General features: G+C 57.2%; 11 protein-coding genes. 3 read left to right on the top strand and 8 right to left on the bottom strand.

Annotation, left to right across the window (positions count from 1 at the left end; translation table 11 throughout):
* Nucleotides 1-32: 32 nt before the first annotated feature.
* The 8 genes from adk to BQ7486_RS04090 form a co-directional block, all read right to left on the bottom strand.
* Nucleotides 33-686, bottom strand: a complete 654-nt coding sequence (adk, locus tag BQ7486_RS04130; protein ID WP_074009068.1) for an adenylate kinase — start codon at nucleotides 684-686, stop codon at nucleotides 33-35.
* A gap of 426 nt (nucleotides 687-1,112) precedes the next feature.
* Nucleotides 1,113-1,874: a 3-deoxy-manno-octulosonate cytidylyltransferase gene (gene kdsB, locus BQ7486_RS04120; RefSeq protein ID WP_074009066.1), complete on the bottom strand. Its 762-nt coding sequence runs from the start codon at nucleotides 1,872-1,874 to the stop codon at nucleotides 1,113-1,115.
* A gap of 3 nt (nucleotides 1,875-1,877) precedes the next feature.
* On the bottom strand, nucleotides 1,878-2,084 hold the full coding sequence (locus tag BQ7486_RS04115; protein ID WP_022373123.1) for a Trm112 family protein: 207 nt from the start codon (nucleotides 2,082-2,084) through the stop codon (nucleotides 1,878-1,880).
* Nucleotides 2,085-2,098: 14 nt separating this feature from the next.
* Nucleotides 2,099-3,136 carry a tetraacyldisaccharide 4'-kinase gene (gene lpxK, locus BQ7486_RS04110; protein ID WP_074009065.1) on the bottom strand — a complete coding sequence of 346 codons (1,038 nt, stop codon included), beginning with the start codon at nucleotides 3,134-3,136 and terminating at the stop codon, nucleotides 2,099-2,101.
* Nucleotides 3,137-3,250: 114 nt separating this feature from the next.
* Nucleotides 3,251-4,612: an RluA family pseudouridine synthase gene (locus BQ7486_RS04105; RefSeq protein ID WP_074009064.1), complete on the bottom strand. Its 1,362-nt coding sequence runs from the start codon at nucleotides 4,610-4,612 to the stop codon at nucleotides 3,251-3,253.
* A gap of 62 nt (nucleotides 4,613-4,674) precedes the next feature.
* Complete coding sequence (locus BQ7486_RS04100; protein ID WP_074009063.1) at nucleotides 4,675-6,183, bottom strand: tripartite tricarboxylate transporter permease; 1,509 nt, start codon at nucleotides 6,181-6,183, stop codon at nucleotides 4,675-4,677.
* Nucleotides 6,184-6,195: 12 nt separating this feature from the next.
* On the bottom strand, nucleotides 6,196-6,666 hold the full coding sequence (locus BQ7486_RS04095; RefSeq protein ID WP_022373119.1) for a tripartite tricarboxylate transporter TctB family protein: 471 nt from the start codon (nucleotides 6,664-6,666) through the stop codon (nucleotides 6,196-6,198).
* A gap of 148 nt (nucleotides 6,667-6,814) precedes the next feature.
* Nucleotides 6,815-7,810 carry a Bug family tripartite tricarboxylate transporter substrate binding protein gene (locus BQ7486_RS04090; protein ID WP_074009243.1) on the bottom strand — a complete coding sequence of 332 codons (996 nt, stop codon included), beginning with the start codon at nucleotides 7,808-7,810 and terminating at the stop codon, nucleotides 6,815-6,817.
* Between the two features lie 403 nt (nucleotides 7,811-8,213).
* Between BQ7486_RS04090 and clpB the strand changes: the two genes are divergently transcribed.
* From clpB to BQ7486_RS04070, 3 genes are all read left to right on the top strand, one after another.
* On the top strand, nucleotides 8,214-10,808 hold the full coding sequence (gene clpB, locus BQ7486_RS04080; RefSeq protein WP_074009061.1) for an ATP-dependent chaperone ClpB: 2,595 nt from the start codon (nucleotides 8,214-8,216) through the stop codon (nucleotides 10,806-10,808).
* A 282-nt stretch (nucleotides 10,809-11,090) separates the two neighbouring features.
* Nucleotides 11,091-11,423 (top strand): IS200/IS605 family transposase, encoded by a 333-nt coding sequence (tnpA, locus tag BQ7486_RS04075; RefSeq protein WP_074009060.1) that lies wholly within the window; start codon nucleotides 11,091-11,093, stop codon nucleotides 11,421-11,423.
* Nucleotides 11,359-12,600, top strand: a complete 1,242-nt coding sequence (locus BQ7486_RS04070; protein ID WP_074009059.1) for an RNA-guided endonuclease InsQ/TnpB family protein — start codon at nucleotides 11,359-11,361, stop codon at nucleotides 12,598-12,600. The genes tnpA and BQ7486_RS04070 overlap by 65 nt, the downstream gene beginning before the upstream one ends.
* The last annotated feature ends 36 nt before the right edge of the window (nucleotides 12,601-12,636 follow it).

Here is a 12,636-nt window from a genome sequence, read left to right as displayed (position 1 = left end):
GGGGAAATTTCCGTGGGCTTACAGGTAAAACTTTATTTGAGCGCTTCAAAAACGCGTTCGCGGATCGTGTCGATCGAGCCGATGCCCGAAATCGCGCGGTACTGCGGAACCCCCTTGGCGCCGCTCTTGGCGAGGTCACTGTAGAACTTCACTAGAGCTTCTGTCTGCTGATGGTAGACCGCAAGGCGCTTCATCACGACTTCTTCTTTGTCGTCGTCGCGCTGCACCAGGGGCTCGCCCGTCACATCGTCCTTACCCTCAACCTTCGGGGGGTTGTACTTGATGTGGTAGCTGCGGCCTGAAGCCGGGTGAATGCGGCGGCCCGACATGCGTTCAACGATTTCCGCATCGGGAACCGCGATTTCCAAAACGAAGTCGATCGGCACACCGGCGGCCTGCAGGGCCTGTGCCTGGGGAATCGTGCGCGGAAACCCGTCAAAGAGGAATCCCTTCTTGCAGTCATCCTGCGTGAGGCGTTCCTTCACAAGACCGATGATGATGTCGTCGCTCACAAGTCCCCCCTGATCCATGATGACCTTGGCGGCCTTGCCGAGTTCGGTGCCGGCCTTGACAGCAGCGCGCAGCATGTCGCCCGTGGAAATCTGGGGAATGCCGAAGCGCTCCTTAATGAAAGCGGCCTGAGTGCCCTTACCGGCACCGGGAGGTCCGATGAGAATCAAACGCATTTGATCGTCTCCAAAAATTAGTCTGTTTTTCTTTTCCGACGCCCGTCTGCGGCATAGTCCGACAACGGGTTAGCAAAACCCTTCGGGCTGCGGCGTTGAGAACAGTCGATTCCAAGCATTCTAGCCCAAAGAAGCGGGCAAAAACATGGGCCGAAAGGAGGGGGCGGGGCGTGTGCCGCCGGTGTTTCTCAGAAGCTTGGCAAAAACTCAGGACGACACGTCCCTCAGGCCTTTGCGGCTCTTAACAGCGTGGTTAACGTCGTGCGCTCGGTGCCTTTCATCTTCCGACATCGTGAAGGCGTACCAGTCCAAGGAGTTCCGTGAGTACCTGAAAGCTGACAATAACGGCCTCTGGTACTACCCGTAAGACGCCCGCAACAAAAACGGCCGCTCATCACGGGCGGCCGTTTTGACGGAAAACGCGTTTTACGCAGCGGGCCAGAGGCGCCGCACGCGCTCAAGGTCTTCTGCCGTATCAACGCCCGCGGGGAGGTTGGCAGAAAGTACCGTCACGGCGATTTTGTAGCCGTGCCACATGGCGCGAAGCTGCTCAAGCGACTCTGCTGCTTCAATGGGCGCGCGGGTGAGCGCCGGAAAGCGCTTTAAAAACGCAACGCGGTAAGCGTAGATTCCGATATGGTGCAGGGCCGTAAAGCCTTGGGGAAGCGCCTTCTGGCCGTCTTTAAAAGCGTCCCGCGGCCAGGGGATCGGGGCCCGCGAAAAGGTCATTGCGCGGTTTGTGCCGTCCAATTCCACCTTCACAACATTGGGATTTAAAAAGATCTCGAGCGTCTCAATCGGGTGCGCGGCCGTGGCAATCGCACAGTCAGGCGCCTCTTCAAGCGTTTTCGCAACGCGCCCCACAACCTCCGGCGGAATCAAGGGTTCATCACCCTGGACGTTTACAACGATCGTGTCGTCCGCGAGGCCCATGAGCGTTGCGGCTTCCGAGAGCCGGTCGGTTCCCGTGGGGTGCGTCTCTTTGGTGAGAACGGCTTCAATGCCGTTTTCCGTGCAGGCCTTTACGATGTCGTCGTGATCCGTTGCCACCGCAACGCGCGAGGCACCGGAAAGCGCCGCGCGCTCCGCAACGCGCACGACCATGGGTTTGCCGGCAATGTCCATGAGGGGTTTGTTCGGAAGGCGCGTTGAATGCATGCGCGCCGGAATGATGACGGCAAAGGACATGATCTAGGCCTCCGCGGGCTTGACGCGGGCTTTTTCGATTTCTTCAGGGGTGAGCTCGCGCGCGTCTTTCACCAGCATCTGCGGAATGTCGTCTTTGACGGGAAACGCAAGCGCGCACTTGGCGCACTGAAGTTCCGAAGTTGCGTGATCAAAGTGAAGCGGCCCCTTACAGACGGGGCAGACGAGAACATCGGTTAAACGGGTATCCATTTTTGTTTCAGACTTTAGTGGTTTTTTGGTGCGGTTTGTTTGAGTTCTTTTAAGCGCCCCAGAACAAGTTCAATCAGATAGGGATCAAGATGCATCTCAAGGTCCACCGCCCAGATGCGGGGGTCTTGGGCAAGTTCCGGAATCTGCCTGCACTTCACGGCGTCTTTACCCGTCACGAAAATATAGTCGGTGTCCCAGTGCTCGAAGGGATTGACTTCAAAGCTGTAGTGGTCACCGAGCCGCAGTTCCGCGCAGGCGATATCGTGGGCCCTGAGCATCGCAAAAAAGCGCTCGGGCGAGGCAATGCCGGCTGCGGCCAAAACGCGCGATTTCGCCTTATTGATTTTGTCCGAAAGGTCGTCAATATGGGCAGTCGCCCCGGTTGCGAGCTGATGCGCGGCGCCGATCTGGCTTGTTGCGGCAAAGCGCGGCGTTCTGCTTGCGATGGTGTCCGTTGTGGCGTTTAAAACCAATGCGTCAACGGTGTCAAGCCTTGAGGGCGGTTCACGTAAGGGCCCCGCCGGGAGCACCCAGCCGTTACCGATGCCGCGCGCGCCGATCACGGCCAGTTCAAAGTCACGCGCAAGGCGCAGATGCTGCAGACCGTCATCGCTCACAATCACATTGATCTCGGGGTGCGAAGCAAGAAGAAGCTTTCCTGCGGCCACACGATCGCGCCCCACGGCTGCCGGGCACCCGGTTTGCTGGGCAATCAGAAGCGGTTCGTCGCCCACGACGCGGGCGTCTGATTCCGGAGTCACCAACTGCGGCGTATCCCCCTTGCGGCCGAAACCGCGGCTGATGACGCCGGGCTTATAGCCCACGGCTTTGAGTGTCCGCACGAGTTGAATCGTGACCGGGGTTTTGCCGGTGCCCCCGACATAGATGTTGCCGACAACCAAAACCGGGACGGGGAGCTTTTCAGCGCGGATGCGGTGTGCGCGCATGCGTACCGCGGCAAGGTAAATGAGGCTTAAAGGACTTAAAAGCCAGGCGGCAAGACCGCGCTTGGCCCACTGGGCGTGAAGCCACGTTTCGAGTTCAGCGCGCATGGCGATGTCCCCGAAAGAAAACAAAGGGTGCAAGAGGTGGCTTAGATTGTTCGTCCGGCATTTGTGTTCTGTCAAGAGTGGTGCCGCAAACGTGTGTTTCTGCGGCCGTATTTCCTAATCATAACCAAAAGGCGGGGCACTGACGATGCAAATAGTCTTTTTTGTGATCGGATGGATAAACGTGAGCTCAGCCGCATGCAGGCACAAACGGACTCCGGGTGCCTCGGCTTTTAACCCGGCATGTGAGTAAAACGGGTCGCCGGCAATCGGGGCATTAAGCCCCAGGTGATGCGCACAGTGAATCCGCAGCTGATGGGTGCGGCCGGTTTCGGGGAAGAGATTGATGAGTGTGCAGGTCCTCTCTTTCCCGGAGATGCGCCGCACCACCTCAAAGCGCGTGAGGGCCTCAGAACCGCCGGCTGCGACGGGGAGCACACACTGCCGAGGGCGGTCAAAGACGTTTAGCGCGAGCGGCAGCGCGACGCTTCCGCTGCCTTCGGCGACGTCGCCTTCCAAAAGCGCCGCATAGCGCTTATGCACGCGCCGGGCGCGGAAGTCTTCGTTAATGACGGCAAGCGCTTCTTTATTTTTAGCAAAAAGTAAGACACCTGAGGTGTCGGCGTCGAGCCGGTGCACGACGTGCAGGGCCCCGACCGTTTCTTCCAACACACTTTTGGCGCTCACCTTTTCGCGGATACCGGGCACGGACGCAAGGCGCGACGGTTTGTTGACCACAACGAGGTCCCGGTCTTCGTAGAGGATTTGAGGAGTGACGGGGACGGCCGGATCCCAGCGCGGTAAGGGTTCCGGCAACCTTTCCCCGCCCTTTAAAAGGCGTTCGAGAAGATAAACGGCTGACTTCTCAGGCCCGTAAAAGGTGCCGTTAAAACGGATGTCGTGCGCGGGCGAAGTGCCCACCCACCATTCGGTCATGCTGATGATGCGGGAAGCGTGGGTGCTGTTTTCAGCCCGGGTGCGGTTAAGGGCCGCAACGAGCCGTACCAGGGGGGACGTCGCTGAAGCAAGCGTCGTGAACCGCCAGAGCGCACGTCTGAGCTCCTGTTCCGCGCCGCCCTGCAGCGGATTTTTGTCCGGGAAGGGCGCAAAGAGTTCGGTAAGGAGCTCCGCGAGCGTAAAGGAGTTGCCTGCGGCATCGGTAAAGCAGAGCACCGGAACGTCGGTGCGGTTCAAACGCGGCCAGTCGGTTCGGGCTTTACCCGGTCCCGGCACGGTGCGATCGCGCTCTGCGTGGGACGTGAAGGCGTAGTGCGCGGTGACGCGTCCGGCATCGTCGATCGTCACCAGTGCCCCCATGCGGCCGAAGCCACCCTTGGCTAAATCCGGGGCTGCGTTTTTCGCCGCTAGGTCCCACGCGGTCGGAGGCAGCGTTCTCGGGCACTGAAGGGTGCCCGCGGGCGCAGTGCCTGAGGGGAGGATAACCGCCGGGAAAGCGTCAAAAGAGGAGGTCTCGGACATTGGAAGAATGTGGGCAAAAAATTCGGGCTCAGAACGTTAATCGTTTCTGAGCCCGAACATTATCAGTCTTCGCGGAAGGCCGTGTTACGTTTTTTGCGGATCGCGGGGGCTGCGACCACCACGAGCAGCAAAAGCGACACGAGGAGAAGCCCGCAGGAAATGGGACTCGTGAAAAAGACCATGGGGTCACCGCGGGAAATCAAAAGCGCGCGTCTGAGGTTTTCTTCCATCATGGGGCCCAGAATGAAGCCGAGGATCAAGGGAGCGGCTTCGCACCCGAGTTTATGAAAGAGATACCCCAGGGCACCGAACGCAATCGTCATCCACACGTCCCAGACATTGTTGTTGATCGAATAGACGCCGATGCAGCAGAAAACGAGAATCGCCGGGAAAAGCCACCGGTAGGGGACCTTGAGTAACTGCACCCAAACGCCGATCATGGGGAGGTTGAGAATGATGAGCATGAGGTTACCCACCCACATACTGACAATCAATCCCCAAAAAAGCGCGGGGTTGGAGGTCATCACCTGAGGTCCGGGCACAATGTCGTGAATCATCATGGCGCCGATCATCAGGGCCATGACGGCATTTGACGGAATCCCGAGTGTCAGCATCGGAATAAAGGAGGTCTGAGAACCGGCGTTATTGGCGGACTCAGGTCCCGCCACGCCGCGGATGTTGCCCTGGCCGAAAGCGGGACTCGCCTTTGTACCCGCAAGTTTCTTTTCGATGGTGTAGCTTGCAAAGCTCGAGAGCAGTGCGCCTCCCCCGGGGAGCACGCCGAGAAGGGAGCCCAGGACCGTACCGCGCAGAATCGGACCGGAACTTGCCTTGAGGTCGGCTTTGGTCGGAAGAACGGAGCCGACTTTGCCCGGGATCAACGTCCTGCGCTCGTTTTGCTCGAGGTTACTCATGATTTCGGCAAAGCCGTAAATGCCCATTGAAAGCGCAACGAAATCGATGCCTTCCTGCAGTTCGTCAAACCCGAAGGTGTACCGTAAGGCCCCGGAATTGACGTCGGTACCGACAAGGCCCAGGAGTAACCCCACCAAAATCATGCAGACGGCTTTGAGAAGCGACCCGGTTGCAAGCACCACAGCACCGATCAAGCCAAGCACCATGAGACTGAAGTATTCCGCGGGCCCGAACTCAAAGGCAATGGCGGTCAAAGGCGGCGCAAAGGCGGCAATAAGTAGTGTTGCCACGCACCCGGCAAAGAAGGATCCGAGTGCTGCAATCCCCAAAGCCGCACCCGCGCGGCCGTTTTTAGCCATCTTGTGGCCGTCGATACAGGTCACAACCGCTGCGGCTTCGCCGGGAATATTCACAAGAATGGCGGTGGTTGAGCCCCCGTACTGCGCGCCGTAGTAAATACCGGCCAACATAATGAGGGCCGAAGAGGGATCAAGCGCGTAGGTGGCGGGCAGAAGCATCGCAACCGTTGCCACCGGGCCCATCCCCGGGAGTACGCCGATAAGCGTTCCGATCGTGACACCGAAAAAGCAGTAGAGGATGTTTTGGAGCGACAGCGCTGCTTCAAAACCGACCAGAAGGTTATTAATAAGATCCATGGTGCCGGCTCCTTAGAGAAATGCCGGCCAGACCGGAATGAGCATTCCGACGCCGTAAACAAAGATTACCCAGGCGATGACGTCCAAAACGACAATCACGATGAGGGTTTCTTTCAACCGAAAGTTTTTGTCTGCCAACGCTGAAATCATCACCATCGCGGCAATCGCAATCATGAGGCCGCAGCTTGCGAGAAGCAGTGAAAACGCGAGCACGGAGCCCAGCACCAGAAAGAAGATCTTCCAGTGAAAGGGTTCGACGCGGCCGCCGTCGGGCTCAACAAGCGCTTCACGCGAGAAAAGCCCGCGCAAAGAGAGAATCACCCCGAGTACGGTGAGAATGCCTCCCAAAAGCGTCGGAAAGTACGCGGGGCCCATGCGGGCGGCGGATCCGAGACTGTGCTCCTGGACGGTGACAATGGCAAGCACGCCTGTGACGGCAAACAAAATGCCGGCCCAAAAATCTTTGGCGTTGCGCAAGGACATAATGAAACTTCTGCTGCGGACGGTTCTTCAGGAAAAGCGGGGGAGTTTATCCGAGAACGTCCGTAAAAAAGACGGAAATTGTACGAAAAGCGGTTCTCCGGCAAAGGGCTGCCGAAAAACCGCTTTCTTTGTTTTGACGCCTGATGCGTTAATCCACGCGGGCGCCGGAGACCTTCACGATCTCAGCGTACTTCGTGAGTTCACTCTGGATGAGTTTCGCGAAGTCGGCGCTTGAGCAGGGGGCTGCTTCGCCGCCCAAACGCGCAAGGCGTTCCTTCAAGGCCGAGGTCTTTAAAGCATCCGTAATCACTTTGTTTAAGCGGTTAAGGATCTTGTCGGGCGTAGAAGCCGGCACAAAAAGACCGTACCAGGTGGAAATGTCAAAACCGGGGACGCCCGCTTCAGCCATCGTGGGGACGTTGGGAAGTGCTGCGGCACGCGTCGTGGTCGTGACAGCAAGCGGAATGAGTTTTCCGGACTTGATGTTCGCGGTGGCGCTTGCGAGGTTATCGAAAATAAGATCCGTCTGGCCCGCGAGGACAGAAAGCTGCGCGGCGGCTGCGCCCGCGTACGGGATATGCACCATACGGATGCCGGCCTTGGCTTTGAGAAGTTCGCCAGCCATATGGCCGCCCGAACCGTTGCCGCCCGAAGCGTAATTCAACTTATCCGGGTTTTTCTTACAGTAGGCAATGAGGTCGGCCACTGACTTAATGCCGGTCCGCTTTTCAAATTCAGGCGTCACAACGAGCACGTTGGGAACGTGTGCGATGAGCGTGACGGGGCGGAAGTCCTTCACCGGATCGTAGGGAAGGTTCTTAAAAAGGTTCGGGTTGATGGCGTGCGTGGCCACAGCACCCACACAGAGCGTCATGCCGTCACCGGGCTGCTTAGCGAGGTAGCTTACGCCGCGGTTGCCGCCCGCACCGGGACGGTTGTCGACGATGACGTTACCCAGAGACTTCTGCACGGCTTCGGCAATGGCGCGCGCCGAAACGTCAAGCGGACCTCCGGGGGGATAGGGAACCACAATGCGGATCGGGTTGGAGCCGGTGCCGGTTTGAGACAGGGCCACCGGGGCCCAGGAAAGAACGGGTGCCGCGAGGGCTGCGCCGAGAATGGCGCGACGGTTGTTGTTTACCACTTCATCTTCCTTTCGTGCGTACTGCACCGGCACCCTCGCAGTGGACGCGATTGAGCCGGCGTTTTGTTGTTCAAATTGGAAAAACTGCCGTTGATTCTAGGATTGGTTGGGGATTTCCGCCTATGCAAAATGCTGTATTTGCAGGGCCTGAGGCGGGGGGGGGTACGGCAGGAAAAAAATGGGGTGTCCGGGCTCGGGTGTAGTGACGAATACAAGAGGCCGGGAATCTTGTATCAGACTGTATCGATACAGGCGCAAAGCCTTTTCCCGACTCGTTTTATTCGGATTTTCAGATTCGGATTTTCCTTGAAAAGCGGATGTGTCGGCCGCATATAGCGGTTAACAGCTTTTAGACGTCGGTTCGGGTCCGCTTTAAGGACTCAACCGAAGGGAATTCAGACACATGAGACAAGATAAACTCACGACCAAATTCCAGCAGGCGCTCTCTGAGGCGCAGTCGATTGCCCTGGCGCACGACAACCAGTTCATCGAACCGGTGCATGTGCTTGCGGCAATGCTTGCTGACGAAGAGGGCGGCACCGTAAGCCTCATTGAACGCTCGGGCGGCAACGCCCAGCAGGTCAAGCGCGAAGCCGATGCCGCGATTGAAAACCTCCCGAAGGTGAGCGGCACGGGCGGCGACGTTCAGGTAAGCCGTGACCTCGGCCGCGCTTTGAACCTCACTGAAAAAGAGGCGATGGCCCACGGCGACGAATTCATTTCTTCGGAAATGTTTTTGCTCGCCTTGACGGACAACACGCTTGACACCTCCAGGCTTTTGGGTTCGGCGGGCGTTACCCGCAAGATGCTCGAAGCCGCGATTGCGCAAGTTCGCGGCGGCGAAAAGGTCGATGACGCCGAAGGCGAAAGCGGGCGCGACGCCATCAAGAAGTACACGGTGGATCTTACCGAACGGGCCCGCATGGGGAAACTCGATCCCGTGATCGGGCGCGATGATGAAATCCGCCGCACGATGCAGATTCTGCAGCGCCGCACGAAGAACAACCCGGTGCTGATCGGTGAACCCGGTGTGGGTAAGACCGCCGTCGTCGAAGGCCTTGCGCAGCGTATCGTCAATAACGAAGTGCCCGATACGCTACGCGGTAAGTCCGTGCTGTCCCTTGATATGGCAGGGCTCATCGCGGGTGCCAAGTACCGCGGTGAATTTGAAGAGCGTTTAAAGAAACTGCTGAAAGAAGTTTCGGCTTCCAACGGCAAGATCATTCTCTTTATTGATGAAATCCACACGGTGGTCGGTGCCGGTAAGACCGAGGGCAGCATGGATGCGGGCAATATGTTGAAACCCGCTCTGGCCCGCGGCGAGCTGCATGTGATCGGCGCAACAACGCTTGATGAATACCGCAAGTACATTGAAAAGGATGCGGCACTTGAACGCCGCTTCCAGAAGGTCCTTGTGGACGAGCCGAGTGTGGAAGACACAATCGCCATTCTGCGTGGTCTGCAGGAAAAGTACGAAGCGCACCACGGCGTGGAAATTACGGATCCAGCGATTGTCGCGGCCGCGGAACTGTCGCACCGCTACATTACGGACCGGTTCCTTCCGGATAAGGCAATTGACCTCATTGATGAGGCCGCAAGCCGTGTGAAGATGGAGATTGACTCCAAGCCGGAAGAATTGGATAAATTGGATCGCCGTCTGATTCAGTTAAAGATTGAACGTGAGGCGATGAAGAAGGAAACGGATGAGGCAAGTAAGAAGCGCCTCGCCGCAATTGAAGCGGAGATCGAGACGCTGTCGCGCAAGTACTCCGACCTCGAAGAGATCTGGAAGGCTGAAAAGAGCGAAGCGCTCGGTGAAAAGAACATCCGTAACGAAATTGACCGCGTGCGTCAGGAAATGGAAGCCTGCAGGCGTGAAGCCAAGTACGAACGCTTGTCTGAGCTGCAGTACGCCGTCCTTCCGAAGCTTGAAGAAAAACTCAAAAAGACTGAAAAGAAGGATAAGGTTGAAGACAAGGGCCGTCCGAAGCTTTTGCGCACAAGCGTGGGCGCTGAGGAAATCGCGGAGGTCGTAAGCCGTGCCACCGGTATTCCGGTCGCAAAGATGATGGAAGGCGAACGCCAGAAACTTCTTCATATGGCTGACGCCTTAAGTAAGCGCGTCATCGGGCAGCCTGAGGCTGTGCGCCGCGTGACGGAAACGATTCTGAGAAGCCGCGCAGGTCTTTCGGATCCCAACCGTCCGTACGGTTCGTTCCTTTTCCTCGGACCCACGGGTGTCGGTAAGACGGAACTTACGAAGGCCCTTGCGGAATTCCTCTTTGACAGCGATGACGCGATGATTCGTATCGACATGAGTGAATTCATGGAAAAGCACTCTGTCGCACGTTTGATCGGTGCGCCTCCGGGATATGTTGGTTACGAAGAGGGCGGCTACCTCACGGAAGCCGTGCGCCGTAAGCCCTACTCCGTCATTTTGCTCGACGAAGTGGAAAAAGCGCATCCCGACGTTTTTAATGTCCTTTTACAGGTTTTGGACGACGGCCGCATGACCGACGGCCAGGGCCGCACCGTCGACTTTAAGAACACCGTGATTGTCATGACGAGTAACTTGGGCAGCCAGGAAATCCAGGCGATGCAGGGTGAACCTCATGACAAAGTGAAAGATGCCGTGATGCAGGAAGTGAAACAACACTTCCGCCCCGAATTCATCAACCGTATTGATGAGATCGTGGTCTTTAATGCTCTCGATACCAAAGCAATCCACGCGATTGCGAAGATCCAGATCGATAAGCTCGCCAAACGCGTGGCGGCGCAGGACGTGGTGCTTGACGTCACGGATGCGGCACTCGATGAAATTGCGAAGGTCGGCTTTGATCCGCTTTACGGCGCTCGGCCGTTGAAGCGCGCCGTGCAGGAACACATCGAAAACGAAGTGGCGCGGTTGCTTCTTGAAGGCAAGGCCGCTCCGAAGGATCATGTCGTTGTGGACAGCAAGGACGATCACTTTGTCTTTGACGTGAAGAAAGCAAATTGACATCCTCCCCCCGCTCAAGCGGGGGGATTCCATGCTTGTTGGGGCTTCTGCCCCAGTAAATGGCGGTTTCCCGCGGGCCTCAGGCTCGGACTCCTCCTGCCTGAGGAGGCTCATTCTACAGGCCTGCCGACCTCTCACGCGAACGGTGCAGCACAGCTGCATCAAAGGTTTTTCTACGGGCCAAAAAACTCTGGGTGAATCCGCCGAAGGCGGAGAGGGCAAAGCCCTCACTGAGCTCAGACTACAACCTACTTTTTAAGAACAAAATCGGCGAAAGCTCACTTGACATTCACCGGTGTTGCGCAGTCTCTGCGTGAGTTGCTTGAAAGCATATGCGCTGAAAGAAAGTATGAGATACTTTCTTTGGAGATTCAGCCGGATCACCTGCACCTGTTGGTCAGTTTTCCGCCGTCCGTCAGCATTGCCGACGCGGTGAGAGTATTGAAGGGTGCCAGTGCAAGGATGCTGCTGATGCGGCATCCGGAACTCAAAAATGAACATTGGGCAGGCCATCTTTGGTCGCTTTCTTACTACGTCGGAACAGCAGGCAGTGTCAGTGCAGAAACGATCAAAAGCTACATCGAAAGGACTGAACACATCCGCGGACGGCGTTAGACGCGTTGAGGGGAGCGGCAAGTGTGTCCGCACAGCCTGCGTTCGGCTGGAACTACTCGATCCGGCAGCACACGAAAAGCTCGCAGCGACGCAGAGACTCTATGCGCAGGTGTGTAACTATGTAGTTCCGACAGTAGCGGCGGACCGCACGAAGAGGCTCTGGCAGCGTTTCACGCTGCATCACGCAGTTTATGACAAGATCAAGGCAAAATTTCCGGATCTCGGCAGCCAGTATGCCTGTAACGTCATCCGCTCGGTGTCGGCAGCCTACAAGACGGAGCTTGCCAAGCATCCGGCACAGCTCAAAAGTGAGGACAAGAAGCTCAAGACGCTGGTGTTCAGGCACCCCTCGGTTCACGTCGACAAGAACACGCTGACATTTTTCCCTGACGGCACTGTTTCAATTTCAACCATCAGCGGTCGGATTCGGGCACGTCTGTGCCCCGGCCCTTTTCAAAAAGAGTTGCTGGCTTCTGGAAAGCGTAAGGAGTGCAACCTTGTTCTGCATCCCCGGAGAGGCCGGAAAGAAGCGTTTTGGGAGCTTCACATCGCAGTGGAGTCCCAAGGTTGTTCGGGCGAAGAGCATTTAAAGAATCTGAAAGCCGACGAGATCATGGGTATTGATGTCGGCGAGAACAATATTGCGGCCGTCAGCACGGGCCGTATTTGGAAAGCAGGAGCATTAAAGGATAAAAGAGACCGATATATGAGTCAGAGAAAGCGTCTTCAGCGCAACGGCTCTCAGAGTGCCAGACAGCACCTGAAAAAAGCCTCAGGCCGAGAAAGACGCCATGTGACGCATGTCAATAACGTTGTAAGCAAAGAGATTGTGCAGGAAGCCGCAAAGCGGGGTATCAAGTTAATCGCCCTGGAAGACCTGACGCATATCCGGGATCACATCAAGGCCGGGAAACGCATCAGAAGCCGACTGCACCGCTGGTCTTTCCGTGAGTTGCAGGAGATGATTGTTTACAAAGCGGCAGCCGCTGGAATCCGGTGTGTTTTCCTGGATCCGCGCTATACAAGCCAGACATGCTCACAGTGCGGGGCACCGGGCAAACGCCATAAGCACGGGTTCCGATGCAGCCAATGTGGTCACCTTGCGCACAGCGACTTGAATGCGAGCCGCAATCTGCAGGGTCTGTGCCGACAGCTGTCAGCACAGGGGCTGATGTAAACCAGCCTTATGTTGGGCCGTGTGATGCGGTTACAA

Origin of the sequence: Duodenibacillus massiliensis, assembly GCF_900128485.1 — a bacterium.
GTDB lineage: Bacteria > Pseudomonadota > Gammaproteobacteria > Burkholderiales > Burkholderiaceae_F > Duodenibacillus > Duodenibacillus massiliensis.
The sequence above is the reverse complement of the archived record's forward strand: the minus strand, read 5'-3'. Positions and strand labels throughout refer to the sequence as shown.